Source organism: Dactylosporangium sp. CS-033363 (genome assembly GCF_050942475.1).
Taxonomy (GTDB): domain Bacteria; phylum Actinomycetota; class Actinomycetes; order Mycobacteriales; family Micromonosporaceae; genus Dactylosporangium.
This window is the reverse complement of record NZ_CP192032.1, coordinates 10,560,404-10,574,526: the sequence shown is the minus strand read 5'-3', so window position 1 is coordinate 10,574,526 and position 14,123 is coordinate 10,560,404. Positions and strand designations below refer to the sequence as shown.

14 protein-coding genes are annotated in these 14,123 nt (G+C 71.1%); 10 read left to right on the top strand and 4 right to left on the bottom strand.

Annotation, left to right across the window (positions count from 1 at the left end):
- Window positions 1–952 precede the first annotated feature (952 nt).
- Window positions 953–1,486: a hypothetical protein gene (locus tag ACQPZ4_RS48805; protein ID WP_433052891.1), complete on the top strand. Its 534-nt coding sequence runs from the start codon at window positions 953–955 to the stop codon at window positions 1,484–1,486.
- 8 nt (window positions 1,487–1,494) lie between these two features.
- The gene (gene thpR / locus ACQPZ4_RS48800; RefSeq protein WP_433067068.1) at window positions 1,495–2,046 is read left to right on the top strand and encodes an RNA 2',3'-cyclic phosphodiesterase; all 552 of its coding nucleotides are present in this window, start codon (window positions 1,495–1,497) and stop codon (window positions 2,044–2,046) included.
- 21 nt (window positions 2,047–2,067) lie between these two features.
- On the opposite strand, the gene ACQPZ4_RS48795 is transcribed toward thpR, so the two are convergent.
- The 4 genes from ACQPZ4_RS48795 to ACQPZ4_RS48780 form a co-directional block, all read right to left on the bottom strand.
- Window positions 2,068–3,054: an aldo/keto reductase gene (locus ACQPZ4_RS48795; RefSeq protein WP_433052888.1), complete on the bottom strand. Its 987-nt coding sequence runs from the start codon at window positions 3,052–3,054 to the stop codon at window positions 2,068–2,070.
- Window positions 3,055–3,067: 13 nt separating this feature from the next.
- The gene (gene sepH, locus ACQPZ4_RS48790) at window positions 3,068–4,150 is read right to left on the bottom strand and encodes a septation protein SepH (protein ID WP_433052885.1); all 1,083 of its coding nucleotides are present in this window, start codon (window positions 4,148–4,150) and stop codon (window positions 3,068–3,070) included.
- A 106-nt stretch (window positions 4,151–4,256) separates the two neighbouring features.
- On the bottom strand, window positions 4,257–5,375 hold the full coding sequence (gene serC / locus ACQPZ4_RS48785) for a phosphoserine transaminase (RefSeq protein WP_433052882.1): 1,119 nt from the start codon (window positions 5,373–5,375) through the stop codon (window positions 4,257–4,259).
- A gap of 101 nt (window positions 5,376–5,476) precedes the next feature.
- Window positions 5,477–6,583 carry a citrate synthase 2 gene (locus tag ACQPZ4_RS48780; protein WP_433052879.1) on the bottom strand — a complete coding sequence of 369 codons (1,107 nt, stop codon included), beginning with the start codon at window positions 6,581–6,583 and terminating at the stop codon, window positions 5,477–5,479.
- A gap of 180 nt (window positions 6,584–6,763) precedes the next feature.
- Between ACQPZ4_RS48780 and pdxH the strand changes: the two genes are divergently transcribed.
- The 8 genes from pdxH to ACQPZ4_RS48740 all read left to right on the top strand — a co-directional run bounded on the left by pdxH (window position 6,764) and on the right by ACQPZ4_RS48740 (window position 14,111).
- Window positions 6,764–7,381, top strand: coding sequence for a pyridoxamine 5'-phosphate oxidase (pdxH, locus tag ACQPZ4_RS48775; protein ID WP_433052876.1), 618 nt, complete (start codon window positions 6,764–6,766; stop codon window positions 7,379–7,381).
- A 5-nt stretch (window positions 7,382–7,386) separates the two neighbouring features.
- The gene (locus ACQPZ4_RS48770) at window positions 7,387–8,655 is read left to right on the top strand and encodes an MFS transporter (RefSeq protein ID WP_433067065.1); all 1,269 of its coding nucleotides are present in this window, start codon (window positions 7,387–7,389) and stop codon (window positions 8,653–8,655) included.
- Between the two features lie 17 nt (window positions 8,656–8,672).
- Window positions 8,673–9,608, top strand: a complete 936-nt coding sequence (locus tag ACQPZ4_RS48765; RefSeq protein WP_433052873.1) for an aldose 1-epimerase family protein — start codon at window positions 8,673–8,675, stop codon at window positions 9,606–9,608.
- 9 nt (window positions 9,609–9,617) lie between these two features.
- Complete coding sequence (locus ACQPZ4_RS48760; protein WP_433052870.1) at window positions 9,618–10,235, top strand: nitroreductase family protein; 618 nt, start codon at window positions 9,618–9,620, stop codon at window positions 10,233–10,235.
- 58 nt (window positions 10,236–10,293) lie between these two features.
- Entirely contained in the window at window positions 10,294–10,584 is a 291-nt protein-coding gene (locus ACQPZ4_RS48755) for a type II toxin-antitoxin system VapB family antitoxin (protein WP_433052867.1), read from the top strand.
- 29 nt (window positions 10,585–10,613) lie between these two features.
- Complete coding sequence (locus ACQPZ4_RS48750; RefSeq protein WP_433067062.1) at window positions 10,614–11,774, top strand: acyl-CoA dehydrogenase family protein; 1,161 nt, start codon at window positions 10,614–10,616, stop codon at window positions 11,772–11,774.
- Between the two features lie 72 nt (window positions 11,775–11,846).
- On the top strand, window positions 11,847–12,632 hold the full coding sequence (locus ACQPZ4_RS48745; protein ID WP_433052864.1) for a DUF4230 domain-containing protein: 786 nt from the start codon (window positions 11,847–11,849) through the stop codon (window positions 12,630–12,632).
- 159 nt (window positions 12,633–12,791) lie between these two features.
- The gene (locus tag ACQPZ4_RS48740; protein WP_433052861.1) at window positions 12,792–14,111 is read left to right on the top strand and encodes an ABC transporter ATP-binding protein; all 1,320 of its coding nucleotides are present in this window, start codon (window positions 12,792–12,794) and stop codon (window positions 14,109–14,111) included.
- The last annotated feature ends 12 nt before the right edge of the window (window positions 14,112–14,123 follow it).

Sequence of the window (14,123 nt, the reverse complement as noted above, 5' to 3'; positions counted from 1 at the left end):
CGGGGCCGGGGCCAGGCAGGGCGAGCCGAGCCGGGCTGCATCTGCGCGAGCCGCGTGGCGAGCGCACGAGTCGGGCCAGGGCGAGTCGGGCCAGGGCGAGTCGGGGTGCTGTCACACGTGTGGAGCGCACTGCGTGCGAAAGATCCGACGGGGGGACTCGAACCCCCAACCTTCCGATTACAAGTCGGGTGAGCTGCACCCGTGCGAGCCACGCGGCGACGGCCGGGCCGGGGCGAGCTAGAGCGGGGTAGGGCGAGCCGCGTGGCGAGGGTGCTGGGCAGGCCGGCCGAGTCGGGCCAGGTGAGTCGGGTTGCACCCGCGCGGGCCGTGTGGCGATTGCGTGAGCCGGGCCCAGGGCGAGCCGGGCCGCGTGGCGAGGGGCGTGAGCCGAGCCCAGAGTGAGCTGGGCCGTGTGGCGACTGCGTGAGGCGGGCCAGCCGAGCCGGGCCAGCCGAGCCAGGTTGCACCCGCGCGGACCGTGTGGCGATTGCGTGGGCCGGGCCCAGGGCTAGCCGGCCGTGTGGCGATTGCGTGAGCCGGGCCCAGGGCGAGCCGGGCCGTGTGGCGAGCTGCGCGAGGCGGGCCCCGGGCGAGCCGGCCGTGTGGCGATTGCGTGAGCCGGGCCCAGGGCGAGCCGGGTCGCATGGCGGGGCGGGGAGCACATGGTGCCGACCGGTTCTTGCTCAGCGACGCGGTACCACCCCGCGCGGCGATCGATCCGGCGCGGCTCTGGCGCGGCGAAACCCCTGACGGCGACCCGGTGTGATGCAGCCACCGTTGCGGCGCGGCCTCAACGCGGCGCCCGTCCGTTCGGGACGCATCCGTCCAGCGGCGAGACTTTGGTGGTCGCAAAAGCCAGGCGAGCGGCGTCCGAACGGAGGGTGGGGAAGTTGGCTTGACGAAGGAGGGCAAATCGGTGGCGGTCGTTCTCGTGTGAGCTTAGTCTCAAAACGTGGGCGTCCTGCACGGCCTGCTGGTGGCCGGAGTCATTGGGCTGATCGCCGTGGCTCCGTGTTTCGTGTGCGTGCTGCTCATGTCCGGTGGCGAGGTCGTTCCCCAAGGGTGGGAGCGGGTCCGCCGAATGTTGCCCAGGCGCGCCCGGGCGCGGCTCGATGAGCGGAAGCGGCGGCGGCAGGCGCGGGAGCCCAGGACGAAGTGGCGGATCGGGCGGGCGCCGCGTGAGGGCGACGAGGTCAAGGACCCGAGCCGGCTCGTGGGGCCGCCGATCGAGCAGGTCGCCGGGGATCTGCGGCGGCTCAACCGGCTTCGGGAAAGCGTGGCTACGCGGTCGCGGGTGTGGTTTGTGGCGGTGCAGGAGGCGTACGACGAAGGGTTGCACACCGCCTGCGCGCAGTTGGACATTGAGCAGCATCTCGACGAGGTGTCGGGGATCGATCTCGAGCTCGAGCGGCTGCGGGTCGAGGGGGAGTTGCAGCGGGCCGGGCTCGTGCTGCGCAGGGAGATAGGAAGCGGTAACAGCGTTTGAGGGTGTTCATGGCGGCGTACCCGCCGGTCGAGGTGCGGGAGCACTTCAAGCAAGTGGTAGACCGACTGGCCGTGGCGCGGCCGCGGGAGCGGTCGGTGCGGCTCGCCTCGCCCGAGCGGTGGCATCTCACCGTGGCGTTCATCGGGGAGGTCGAGGATGCCGATGCCGCGACCCGGGCGTTGCGCGAGCTCGAAACGGCGGTGGCGCCCACCGTGCGCATTGCCGGAGGGAAGACGCTCGGGCGCCGGCAGTTCAAGCATCTGGTCGCGGAGCTTGAGACCGAAGACGAGGGCAAGACACTCAGGCAGCTCGGCGTCGCGGTGCGGAAGGCGCTGCGCAGGCACCGGCTGCCGTTCGACCGGCGGGACTGGCAGCCGCACGTCACCATCGCGCGGCCCGGGGACGTGCTCACAAAAGAGGAACTGGCCGCGGATCTTGAGCTGCTCAGCCAGTACCGGGGGCCCGAATGGCGCATGCAGGACGTACGCCTGATGCGGAGCCGGCTCGGTCCCCACCCCGAATATGACGTGCTGGCCGAAACAAAGCTGGCGCCGGCATGAACCGGCGCCAGCAACAACGAACTACCAGGCCCAGGCCTCCGGACCCGGGCCGCCCTTGCCCACCGGCGGGAAGAGCTCGTCCAGGCGGTCCAGCGTCTCCTGGGTCAGGGTGAGCTCCAGCGCGCCCAGCGCGCCGTCCAGCTGCTCGTTCGTGCGGGGGCCGATGATCGGGGCGGTCACGCCGTCCTGGGCCAACAGCCAGGCCAGGGCCAGGTTCGAGGGGGCCGCGCCCAGCTCGGCGGCGAGCTTCTCGAACTGCTCGATCGCCGCTCGGTTCTTTTCGAGGTCGTCGGCGGCGCGGCCCTCGCCGCTGCGGCCGGCCTCGCCCGCGGCCAGCTTGGCCAGCGCGCCGCTGAGCAGGCCGCCGTGCAGCGGGGACCAGGGGATGACGCCCAGGCCGTACTGGCGGGCCGCCGGCAGCACCTCCAGCTCGACCGTGCGCGCCATGAGGTTGTAGATGCACTGCTCGGCGACCAGGCCGAGGAAGTGGCGGGACTTCGCCGACTCCTGGGCGGCCGCGATGTGCCAGCCGGCGAAGTTGGAGGACCCGACGTACAACACCTTGCCCTGCGCGACGAGCACCTCCATCGCCTGCCAGATCTCCTCCCACGGCGTGCTGCGGGAGATGTGATGCATCTGGTACAGGTCGATGTAATCGGTCTGCAGCCGGCGCAGCGACGCGTTGGCCTCGGCGATGATGTGGCGCGCGGACAGGCCCTGGCCGTTGGGCCACTCCCGCATCTTCCCGTACACCTTCGTGGCGAGGACGATCTTCTCGCGGCGGCCGCCGCCCTGGCCGATCCAGTTGCCGATGATCGTCTCGGTGATGCCCTCGCCGATCTTCCAGCCGTAGACGTTGGCCGTGTCGAAGAAGTTGATCCCGTGGTCCAGCGCGCGGTCCATGATCGCGAAGCTGTCGGACGGGGTGGTCTTGGGGCCGAAGTTCATGGTGCCCAGGCAGAGCCGGCTGACAGAGAGACCGGTCCGCCCGAGGTTGGTGTACTCCATGCACACCAACCTACTAAGAGGTCTCCCTGGCTGCCGGGGCGCCACCGAAGAGCACGTCGTCCCAGCTGGGCAGGCGCTTGCGCGGCTTCTCGTTCGCCGCCGACGGCTGGTCGACCGGTCCGGCCGCCGACGTCGTGTTGCGGCGCGGGCGGAGCACGGCGAGCGACGGTACCGCCGGAACTTCCTTGCTCTGATCAGAGTCCTCGTCGAACGGGGAGCGGCCGATCAGCGCCGCGGCACCCCGCGCGCGCTCGTGCTTGGCCGGCGGCTGCACGACCGGCGCCGCCTCCTCGCCCGGCTGCGAGCCGAGCGGGCGGTCCAGCGAGGCCAGCAGCGCGTCGCGGCCGGCGCGGATCGGGTCGTTGCCCAGCGTGCGGCCGCCCGGGCGGCGCTCCGGGGTGGTGGGGCGCATCGGCTCGTGGCCGCCGCTGCGCACGGCGTCGGGGCGCAGGCCGAGGTCGCCGCGGCTGGTCTCGCCGCGGCTCGGCATCGAGCGCTCGGGGGCGGGCGGCTCCTGGCCGAGGGCCCCGGCGCCGCGCTCGGTGCACAGGTACTGCGCCATGTCGTCGTGCGGCGCCACCAGTTGCCGGGTCTTGTCCAGCTCCCAGACGGCCTGCGCGGTCGCCTTGCCGCTGGGCCAGGTCGCGGTGATCCGCCACGTGCCGTCCTCGCGGCGGTACGCGTCCCAGGAGATCTTCTCGGTGTCGATGCCGTGCTGCCCGAGCCGGGTGTCGACCACCTCGGCCAGGGACGAGCCGCGCTCCGAGGTCTTCAGCCGCGTGCGCCGGGCGTGCTGGGCGAGCATGGCCCGCTCCTGCAGCACCGGGCCCGCGTAGCGCAGGACGCGGTCGACGGGGACGCCGGCGACCCGCGCGACCTCCTCGGCCGATTCGCCGGAGCGGATGCGGGCCTGGATGTCGCGCGGCGCGAGCTGCGAGGAGCCGGTCTCGGGCGTGCTGGTCGGGTGGGCGTGATCAGGCCGGAGGGCACTGTGGACACGGTCGTCGATGGGCAGCGCCAGCAGTCGCCCAACCTCGTCGGCAAGGACGAACGCCTGGCCGTCCTCCGAGAGGGCGACGAATCGCACAGGCCGCATCGCGTGCCTCCGTCCCACCCGCTTCAGGCGCCATCGGCCGGCGCCTTCCGGTCACAGTACGGCAACCCTAGCTGGAACTTCGTGCGCCGCGCCGGGGAAAAGCAGATCAGAGCCGTTCGATGACGTGGTCGATGCACACGGTCAGCGCCTCGACGTCGGCCGGGTCGACGCCCGGGAACATGGCGATGCGCAGCTGGTTGCGGCCCAGCTTGCGGTACGGCTCGGTGTCCACGATCCCGTTGGCCCGCAGCGCCTTGGAGATGGCGGTCGCGTCGATCGCGTCCGCGAAGTCGATCGTGCCGACGACGTTGGAGCGGACGGCCGGATCGGCGACGAACGGGGTGGCGACGCTGGAGCGCTCGGCCCAGCCGTACAGGAGCGACGCCGACTCCTCGCTGCGCTTGGCCGCGAACGAGAGGCCGCCGCCGGCCAGCATCCAGTCGACCTGCTCGGCCATCATGAAGATGGTGGCCAGGGCCGGCGTGTTGTAGGTCTGCTCGAGGCGCGAGTTGTCGATCGCGGTCTGCAGGTCGAGGAAGTCGGGGATGTAGCGGCCCGACTCCTTGATCTCCGCGGCGCGCGCGATGGCCGCCGGCGACATGAGCGCGAACCACAGGCCGCCGTCGGAGCCGAAGCCCTTCTGCGGCGCGAAGTAATAGACGTCCGTCTGGGCGACGTCCACATCGAGGCCGCCAGCACCCGAGGTTGCGTCAGTCAAGTGCAAAGAGCCTTCGTTTGTACCGTGCAAACGCTGCACCGGCACCGCTACCCCAGTGGAGGTCTCATTCTGCGGCGAGCAGTACGCGTCGATACCGTCCTCGGCGCGCAGGAACGCGCCGGTGCCCGGGTCGGCCTTGATCACGGTCGGCTCGCCCAGGAACGGGGCCTTCTTGGCGGCCGCGGCGAACTTGGCCCCGAACTCGCCGAAGCTCGCGAACTGCGCCCGGTCCCGGATCAGGCCGAAGACCGCGACGTCCCAGAACGCGGTGCTGCCGCCGTTGCCCAGGACCACCTCGTAGCCCTCGGGCAGGCTGAACAGCTCGGCGAGGCCGCGGCGCAGCCGGGCGACCTGGTCGCGGACCGGCTTCTGGCGGTGGCTGGTGCCCATCCACGTCGACGCGACGCCGGCGAGGGCCTGCACGGCCTCGGGCCGCACCTTGCTCGGACCGGAGCCGAAGCGCCCGTCCTTGGGCTTGATCTCGTCCGGAATGCGGATGTCAGCCATGCGGATACTCCCGGGGTGCGGCGGCAGCGGGTACCTCGCGGATCCTGCCACCTTCTATGCCGCACCCCGGAGAAAATTAATCAGCGTCACACCGGGTGAGATCAGACCCCGTGCGGGATGCGGTCCCAGCCCTCGACGTCCTGCGGCTTGCGCGGCGCCGGGCCGACGTACTTGGCCGACGGCCGGACCAGCCGGTTGAGCTCCTTCTGCTCCAGGATGTGGGCACTCCAGCCCGCCACCCGCGCGCAGGTGAACATCGACGTGAACATGTGCGCCGGCACCTCGGCGAAGTCCAGCACGACGGCCGACCAGAACTCGACGTTGGTCGCGAGCACGCGGTCGGGGCGGCGGGCGTGCAGCTCCTCCAGCGCCGCCTTCTCCAGGGCCTCGGCGACGCCGAAGCGCGGCGCGTTGAGCTCCTTGGCGGTGCGGCGCAGCACGCGGGCGCGGGGGTCCTCGGCGCGGTACACCCGGTGCCCGAAGCCCATCAGCCGCTCGCCGCGGTCCAGGACGCCCTTCACGTAGCCCTCGGCATCGCCGCTGCGCTCGACCGCCTCGATCATCCCGAGCACCCGCGACGGGGCGCCGCCGTGCAGCGGGCCGGACAGGGCGCCGATGCCGGAGGAGATGCAGGCGGCCGCGTCGGCGCCGGTGGAGGCGACCACGCGGGCGGTGAAGGTGGAGGCGTTCATGCCGTGCTCGGCGGCGGAGATGAAGTACGCGTCGACCGCCTTGACGTGCCGCGGGTCGGGGTCGCCCCGCCAGCGGCGCATGAACCGCTCGACGATGGTCTCGGCCTTGTCGATCTCCTTCTGCGGCACGGCCGGCAGCCCGAGGCCGCGGGCCGCCTGCGCGACGAACGACAGCGCGGTGACGCTGACCCGGGCCAGGTCCTCGCGGGCCTGCGGGGTCTCGATGTCCAGCAGCTGGCCCAGGCCCCAGTACGGGGCGAGCATGGCGACGGCGGACTGCACGTCGACGCGGATGTCACCCGAGTGCACCGGCACCGGGAACGGCTCGGCGGGCGGCAGGCCCGGGCCGAACTTCCCGTCGACCAGCAGGGCCCAAACGTTGCCGAAGGACACCTGGCCGATGAGATCCTCGATGTCGACGCCGCGGTACCGCAGCGCGCCGCCCTCCTTGTCAGGCTCGGCGATCTGCGATTCGAAGGCGATCACGCCCTCGAGTCCCGGCTTGAAATCGGACATGACGCACTCCTGACGGCAATCGGGGTGTCACTTCCCAGACATCTTCACCCGAGTCGGCGGCGAATGCCGACTGAACGGAGGCTCAGATGTGTCCTGCATGACACATCTTCACGCAAATTCGATCGCCGGAGGAAGGATGTGAGGGTGAGACCCAGCACATCACCGCAAGATTTATCGCGCATGCGCACCGAGTACTCCGGCGAGTTCGGCGAGGACGGCTTGGCGGACAACTGGCTTGACCAGTTCGCCACTTGGTTCGCCGACGCGCAGGACGCCGGCCTCCCCGAGCCCAACGCGATGCTGCTGGCCACCGCCTCCGCCGAGGGCCGCCCATCCGCGCGGACCGTGCTCCTCAAGGGGTACGACCGCCGCGGTTTCACGTTCTTCACCAACTATGACTCGCGCAAGGGGCAGGACCTGGCCGGGAACCCGCGGGCCACGCTCGTCTTCCCGTGGTACCACCTCCACCGCCAGGTGATCGTGAGCGGTTCCGTGGCCAGGGTGGCCCGCGAGGAGACCGAGGAGTACTTCGCCGTGCGTCCGCGGGGCGCCCAGCTCGGCGCCTGGGCCAGCCCGCAGTCGACCGTCATCGGGGGGCGGGCCGAGCTCGACGACCGGCTGGCCGCGGCCGAGGAGCGCTTCGGGGACGGCCCGATCGAGCCGCCGCCGCACTGGGGCGGGTTCCGGGTCGCGCCGGAGGAGGTCGAGTTCTGGCAGGGTCGCGCGAGCCGCCTGCACGACCGCCTGCGGTACGCCATGGTGGACGGTGTGACCAAGATCGAACGGCTCGCACCGTGACGTCGATCGAGGACGAACAAGAGCAGCAGCAGCAGCGACAGGCCGGCAACCGGGGCTGGCTGCGCCGGCACGCGATCGACATCCGGCCGTTGCGGCACGGGCCGTACCGGCGGATCTTCATCGGCAACGCGGTGTCCTTCTTCGGCGTGCAGTTCACCGCCGTCGCCGTCCCGGTGCAGGTCTACGCCATCACCAAGTCGGCGCTGTGGGTCGGCATCGCCAGCTTCGTCGGCCTGATCCCGCTCATCGTGTTCTCGATCTGGGGCGGGGCGATCGCCGACGCCTACGACCGGCGCAAGGTGCTGCTGGTCAGCTCGGTGCTGATGTGGCTCACCACGCTCGGGCTGTTCGCGCAGGCCGTGCTGCACCTGGACAACGCCTGGCTGATGCTCGGGCTGATCGCCGCCCAGTCGGCCGCGTTCGGCATCAACAGCCCCGTGCGCCAGGCGATCATCCCGTCCCTGGTCGGGCCGGAGGAGGTCGCCTCGGCCAACACGCTGGGCTTCACCGTGTCCAACGTGGCCGCGATCGGCGGCCCGGTCGGGGCCGGCATCGCCATCGCCGCGTTCGACTTCTCGGCCGCCTACGCCGTCGACGCCGTGCTGTTCACCGTCGTGCTCTGGGCCGCGCTCCGGCTGCCCGCCCTGCCGCCGACCGGCAAGAAGCAGTCCGCCGGCGTGCGCGACATCGGCGTCGGCCTGCGCTTCCTGGCCGGGCACCGGCTCATCCTGCTCACGTTCGCGATCGACATCGCGGCCATGGTGCTGGCCATGCCCAAGGCGCTGTTCCCGGTCGTCGCCGACGAGCGCTTCGGGGAATCGTCGCTGGCCTGGTTGTACTCCTCGATCGCGATCGGCGCCGTGCTCGCCGGGCTCACGTCGGGGTGGATCAACCGGGTGCACCGCCGCGGCATCGCGCTCGTGGGCGCCGTGGTCGGCTGGGGGCTCGCCGTCGCGGCGGCGGGAGCGGTCCCGTGGCTGTGGGCATGTGTAGCTTTCATGGCATTGGCGGGTGCGGCCGACATGATCAGCGGGGTGTACCGCCAGACGGTGCTCCTCAGCGCACCCGACGCGATGCGCGGCCGGCTGCAGGGCGTCTTCTTCGCCGTGGTGGCCGGAGGTCCACGTCTCGGTGACCTTCGGGCCGGTTCGGTGGCCGACGTGACGAACGCGACGGTGTCGTGGGTCGCCGGCGGAATCGCCGCCGCGGTGGTCGCCGTGCTGCTCGCGGCCGCGTTCCCGGTGCTCCTCCGCTACACCGACACGTCTTCGTGACGATATTGTCACCAACCATGGAAACCGTCGCCGCCGCGCAGCTCCAGCACGCGCCCTCCGGTACACAGTGGACGATCCGCTCCGGCGGCCAGCAGGCCGTCATCGTCGAGGTGGGCGGGGGCGTCCGCGCCTTCTCCGCCGGCGGGCGGGACGTCGTCGCCGGCTACGAGGAGCAGGAGCACGCCGTCGGCTGCGCCGGGCAGGTGCTGGCACCCTGGCCGAACCGCATCCGCGACGGGCAGTATGCGTTCGAGGGTGAGCACCAGCAGCTGCCGCTGACCGAGCCGGAGCGCCACAACGCCATCCACGGCCTGGTCAACTGGGCCCGCTGGACCGCCGTGGACGTGGCCGCGGACCGCGTGACGGTCGAGCACGACCTGGTGCCCCAGCCGGGGTACCGGTGGCCGCTGCGGCTGCGCACCACCTGGTCGGTGAGCGACGCCGGGCTGCGCGCCGACCACGAGGTCACCAACACGGGCGCGACGGCCGCGCCGTTCGGGCTGGCCACCCACCCCTACGTGCTGGTGCCGGGCGTCCCGGTGGACGACCTGACGCTGCGGGTGCCGGCCCAGAGCCGGGTGCTCGTCGACATGCGGCTGCTGCCGATCGGCGGGGCCAAGGTCGCGGGCACCGAGTACGACTTCCTGGAGGGCCGCCGGCTCGGCGCGACCGTCCTCGACACGGCCTTCGGCGACGTGGACACCAACGCCGACGGCGGCTCGCAGGTCGACGTGACGGCGCCGGACGGGCGCGGGGTCACCGTCTGGGCCGACGCCGCCTTCTCCTGGTGGCAGGTGTACTCCTCGGACACCCTCCCGGCCGACCGGCTGCGCAAGGCGCTGGCCATCGAGCCGATGACCTGCCCGCCGGACGCCTTCCGCTCCGGCCGCGACCTCGTGATTCTCGAGCCCGGGACGACCTGGCGCGGCTCGTGGGGGATCCGCGCGATCTAGGCTCTGTGCGTGGAGCTTTCCGAGGTGATCCGCCGGCGGCGGATGGTGCGCAACTACGACCCCGACCGTCCGGTGCCGGCGGAGGCGGTGGAGCGGCTGCTGGAGTACGCCACCCACGCCCCGTCGGCCGGCTTCTCCCAGGGCTGGGAGTTCCTGCTGCTCGACACCCGCGCGGACGTCGAGCGGTTCTGGACCGCCACCGCGCCCGCGGAGGCGCCGCCCACCGGCTGGATGGAGGGCATGACCAAGGCGCCGGTCATCGTCGTGCCGCTGAGTCACCGCGACGCGTACCTCGACCGCTACGCCCAGCCCGACAAGGGCTGGACCGACCGGGACGAGGCCCGCTGGCCGGTGCCCTACTGGCACATCGACACCGGGATGGCCAGCCTGCTGGTGCTGCTCGGCGCGGTCGACGAGGGGCTCTCGTCCTGCTTCTTCGGCATCACGCCGGACCGGATCCCGCAGTTCCGGGCCGAGTTCGCGGTGCCCGAGGCCTACACCCCGATCGGGGCCATGACCATCGGGTACCGCGCCGTGGACAAGAAGTCGCCGTCACTCAAACGGGGGCGGCGCGAATCACCGAGCGTTACGCACCGGGGCAACTGGGGTAACAGAGCCGACTCGTGACGCCGTTCTTGTCGCACCCAGTCGGTACCCTGGCACGGGTCAGGGGGGTGACGCGTTCATGATCTTCAAGGCGGTCCGGGAGGGTCGGCCGTATCCGGAGCATGGGCTGACACTGAAACAGTGGTCGGAGATCCCGCCGCGGCCGGTGCGGCTGGACCAGCTCATCACCACCAAGCGCGAGCTGGCGCTCGACCACCTGCTTGCGGAGGACTCGACGTTCTACGGCGACCTGTTCCCGCACGTCGTGGAGTGGAGCGGCGGGCTCTACCTGGAGGACGGGCTGCACCGGGCGCTGCGGGCCGCGCTCCAGCAGCGCACTTCGATCCACGCACGAGTCCTGCAGGCCTAGTGCATATTCTTGGGGGCGTGACCACTCCGGTGCGCCCCCTTGACCTGCTCGATCTCGACGGCCTGCACTCCGAGGAGGAGCTGGCCATCCGGGCGCTGGTGCGCCGGGTCGTCGACGACCACGTGCGGCCCAACGTCGCCGACTGGTACGAGCGCGGCGCGGTGCCGGTCCGCGAGCTGGCCAAGGAACTGGCCGGGGTCGGTCTGCTCGGCATGCACCTGGAGGGCTACGGCTGCGCCGGGGCGAGCGCCGTGGCCTACGGGCTGGCCTGCCTGGAACTCGAGGCCGGCGACTCCGGGGTGCGCAGCCTGGTGTCGGTGCAGGGGTCGCTGGCGATGTTCGCGATCTGGAAGTACGGCTCCGAGGAGCAGAAGGCGGAGTGGCTGCCCAGGATGGCGGCCGGCGACGCGATCGGGTGCTTCGGCCTGACCGAGCCCGACCACGGCTCCGACCCGGCCGCGATGGCCACCCGGGCGCGGCGCGACGGGGACGACTGGGTTCTCAGCGGCGGCAAGATGTGGATCACCAATGCGCCGGTCGCGGACGTCGCCGTCGTCTGGGCGAGGAGCGAGGACGGGATCTGCGGCTTTGCGGTACCGGCGCAGACACCTGGTTTCAGCGCGCGCGAGGTGCACCACAAGCTCTCGCTGCGGGCCTCCTGCACCGGGCAGATCTTCCTCGACGAGGTCCGGCTGCCCGCCTCGGCCCAGCTGCCCCTGGCGCGCGGGCTGAAGGCGCCGCTGTCCTGCCTCACCGAGGCGCGCTACGGGATCGTCTGGGGCGCCCTGGGCGCGGCCCGCGACAGCCTGCACACGGCGCTGGACTACGCCGGCGCCCGCGAGCAGTTCGGCCGGCCGATCGCCGGGTTCCAGCTGACCCAGGCCAAGCTGGCGGATGCGGCGGTGGAGCTGCAGAAGGGGTACCTGCTGGCGCTGCACCTGGGCCGCCTGGCCGACGCCGGCAAGCTGCGCCCCGAGCAGGTCAGCGTGGGCAAGCTCAACAACGTGCGGGAGGCGCTGGCGATCGCCCGGCAGTGCCGCACGATTCTCGGCGCGAACGGGATCAGCGCGGAGTACCCGGTCATGCGCCACGCCGCGAACCTTGAGACGGTGCTCACCTACGAGGGAACCTCGGAGATTCATCAGCTGGTCATCGGCCAGCGGCTCACCGGGTTGGCCGCTTTCGCCTGAGATCGATTCGCGGGGCTTTACTGATCCCCTTACCGTTGAGGGTAGGTAGATCCTCCTCATCCAGGAGTCAGCATGGCGGACAACAACGAGTCGAAGACCTCCGAGTACCCCGAGGTCACGTCTGGCCCTGGAAAAGACCTGCAGATCGGCGACCGGCTCGATGCGCGGGACAGCCGCGGCACCGAGCCGCCGCAGCCGGTGATCGTCAAGCAGGGCGGCGGCGCGATGCGCGGGCTGTTCTGGCTCGTCGCCGCGATCGGGCTGGTCGTCGCGCTGGTCCTCGGGGCCAAGACGATCGGGCTGTTCCCCGGCCTGAAGAACCCGTTCGCCCAGGAGCAGACCGACCGCTCCGGCCCGGCGCTGCTCAAGTCCGTGCAGGACCTGAACCAGTTCGTCGCGGCCGAGGGCAACTTCCAGGTCATCGTCGATGTGCAGAAGGACCGCAAGTACATCCCGGACTTCCTGCTCAACGAGCGCATCCTGTTCGTGGCGGCCGGCTCCGTCGAGGTGTACGTCGACTTCTCCAGCATCGGCCAGGGCGCGGTCAAGGAGTCCGAGGACCGGCGTACCGCCGAGATCAACCTCCCGGCGCCCGCGCTGCGGCCGGTCCGGATCGACAACGACCACAGCTACGTCTACTCGGAGGAGCGGGGGGTCTTCAACCGCATCGGCGACGCGTTCAGTTCGGACCCGAACCGCCTCCAGGAGGTCTACAAGCTCGCCGAACAGAAGATCGGTGACGCCGCCAAGGACGCCGGCCTGCAGAAACGTGCTGAGGACAACACGCGCAAGATGCTCCAGCAGTTCCTGGGGGCATTGGGCTACACATCGGTGACGGTGAACTTCCCGGCGGGCTGATTCCCGGGGCCACCAGGAAAGCTCCGCCTCCGTAGTTGCGCGGTAACGGGCCGAACACTGGTCGTTCACCCGATGGACCAAGTTGCGTGCGCCTCATCACAGTATTTGACTCGGGGTAACTGGCCGAACCGCGAATGCTGACCTGGGGTGGAGGTGACGGTGGCTACCGTCGCACTCAAAGATGTGATGAAGGTCTTCGCCGACGGCACGGTTGCCGTCGACCGAGTGAACCTCGATGTGGGACAGGGCGAGTTCATGGTGCTCCTCGGTCCCAGCGGCTGCGGGAAGTCGACGCTGCTGCGCATGGTGGCCGGGCTGGAGGACCCCACCTCCGGCGCGATCATCATGGATGGTGAACTGGCCAACGACCTGCCGCCGCGGGAGCGGGGGGTCGCGATGGTCTTCCAGGACTTCGCGCTCTATCCACATATGACCGTCGGGGAGAACATCGGCTTCCCGCTGCGGCTGTCCGGCATCGAGCCGGAGCCGCGGTCGGAGCAGGTGGCCGAGGTCGCCAGCGCACTGGGCATCGGAGACGTGCTCGCCCGCAAGCCCGGGCAGCTCTCCGGTGGTCAGCGCCAGCGCGTCGCGATGGGGCGGGCCATCGTACGGCGGCCGAAGCTCTTCCTCATGGACGAGCCGCTGTCCAACCTGGACAGTGGCCTGCGCGCCGAGCTGCGGGCCGAGATCTCCGGCCTGGTGCGGGAGCTCGGGGTCACCACGATCTACGTCACCCACGACCAGGCCGAGGCGCTGACCATGGCCGACCGGGTGGCGATCCTGCGCAAGGGCGTCCTGCAGGACGTGGGGACGCCGACGCAGGTGTACGGGCGGCCGGCGACCCTCTACGTCGCCGCGTTCCTGGGCAGCCCGCGCATGAACCTGCTCGAGGCCGAGGTGTACGTGCACCTCGACCGGCACATCGCGCTGCACATGGGCGACCAGGTGCTGCACCTGCCCTGGAACGACCTGCGCTCGCGGCAGGTCGCGCACTTCCACGGGGAGCGGATCGTCATCGGGGTGCGGGCGGAGGCGTTGACCCCGGTCCCGGATTCGACCACGGGCGACGTTCTGCGAGGCCGGATCCGGTACCTCGAGCACCACGGTCACGAGTCGCTCGCCTTCCTGGACATCGGGGCGACGGCGGTCATCGTCGACGAGATCGGCAAGCCGCCGACCGACGTGCCGATCAACGGCGGGGGGCTGCGCAAGTTCGTCAGCAAGCTCACCGGCCGCGGCGGCGAGGACGAGCTCGTCGGTGCGGGCGTCAACGGGCGGGCCCCGCAGCGCCGCCAGCAGAACCGCGAGAGCGTGCTGAGCGACCCGGGCCGCCACCACCGCCGCCCGGCCGAACTGGCGGTGCGCCTGGCGCCGTACCCGAATGTGACCCACGGTCACCCCTTGACCGTCGCTGTGCGCATGGAAGCACTGCACTTTTTCGACGAAAGAGGACAACGTATCGACGTGGGGTGGCGCTGAGTGACAGGCATC

Excerpts from the sequence above, each read along its gene's own strand:
- thpR (WP_433067068.1), top strand. The coding sequence starts at position 1,495 with ATGGCGGCGTACCCGCCGGTCGAGGTGCGGGAGCACTTCAAGCAAGTG.
- ACQPZ4_RS48795 (WP_433052888.1), bottom strand. The coding sequence starts at position 3,054 with ATGGAGTACACCAACCTCGGGCGGACCGGTCTCTCTGTCAGCCGGCTC.
- sepH (WP_433052885.1), bottom strand. The coding sequence starts at position 4,150 with ATGCGGCCTGTGCGATTCGTCGCCCTCTCGGAGGACGGCCAGGCGTTC.
- serC (WP_433052882.1), bottom strand. The coding sequence starts at position 5,375 with ATGGCTGACATCCGCATTCCGGACGAGATCAAGCCCAAGGACGGGCGC.
- ACQPZ4_RS48780 (WP_433052879.1), bottom strand. The coding sequence starts at position 6,583 with ATGTCCGATTTCAAGCCGGGACTCGAGGGCGTGATCGCCTTCGAATCG.
- pdxH (WP_433052876.1), top strand. The coding sequence starts at position 6,764 with ATGCGCACCGAGTACTCCGGCGAGTTCGGCGAGGACGGCTTGGCGGAC.
- ACQPZ4_RS48765 (WP_433052873.1), top strand. The coding sequence starts at position 8,673 with ATGGAAACCGTCGCCGCCGCGCAGCTCCAGCACGCGCCCTCCGGTACA.
- ACQPZ4_RS48755 (WP_433052867.1), top strand. The coding sequence starts at position 10,294 with ATGATCTTCAAGGCGGTCCGGGAGGGTCGGCCGTATCCGGAGCATGGG.
- ACQPZ4_RS48745 (WP_433052864.1), top strand. The coding sequence starts at position 11,847 with ATGGCGGACAACAACGAGTCGAAGACCTCCGAGTACCCCGAGGTCACG.